The organism is Campylobacter felis, assembly GCF_030250085.1.
GTDB classification, from domain to species: domain Bacteria; phylum Campylobacterota; class Campylobacteria; order Campylobacterales; family Campylobacteraceae; genus Campylobacter_D; species Campylobacter_D upsaliensis.
Map to the genome: position 1 here is coordinate 1 of NZ_JANURX010000040.1, position 808 is coordinate 808.

The 808-nt window shown below is 41.6% G+C and carries 1 protein-coding gene; it reads right to left on the reverse strand.

The features are described 5' to 3' along the window. The coding region (locus NYG92_RS09130) for a flagellin (RefSeq protein ID WP_289234210.1) at positions 1-808 on the reverse strand (808 nt) is incomplete at both ends.

Sequence of the window (808 nt, forward strand, 5' to 3'; positions counted from 1 at the left end):
TTGATTCAGCAGCTTTGACATTGACCTGAGTTACGGTAATGTTATTGATAGTCGCTGAGATTTGGTTTTGCACGGCACCGATGTCCGCACGGATTTGGTCTAGGTTTATAGTCGCTGTTTCAACAATATCCATTACCGCCATAGCACCTTTGAGGGTAGTTACACCTGCAGTTTGCACTTGACCGATATTATCAGTTCTATTTGTCTCTCTTACAACACCGATTTTAGATAAAACGACACTAAGACCACCCGCTTGAGCAGAGCCTATTTGTAAATCTCCTTTCACTGTTGAAAGAGCATTGATAGCCACAGTATAAACAGCTGAGAAAGCAAGAGCTGAAAGACCACTCATACCCTTAGCAGAGAATGCTATAGTAGTAAGTGTTCCAAGTCCAGGTCCTATATCAACCATTTGACCTACATTTGAGATTTTAGAAGTTACCCACTTAGAAAAACCACTACCAGCACTATTAACAAGAGTTGTGATAGTGCTCATACCAGTTCCTGCAAGCACTGTAATAGAACTAACACCTATTTGAATACTTCCTAGCCTTTCTACGGAGTTAAAGCCCATAGCCTCAGCTAAGTCTTTAGAAATTTGTCCCTTAGTCTCTCTTAAAGATACAGAAGCTTGAGAAACAAGTTTGTCATTATCAAAGCCAAAGCCAGTTCCCTCGATAGCGATATCGCGTCCGTCATTTTTCACCAAAGAAAGACGACCGTAATTTTCTTCCATATTTTTAGCGATACCAGCCCCAGCACCGATAGCCCCTGTGATTTTAATCCCACGACCATCTGCTGAAGTAAG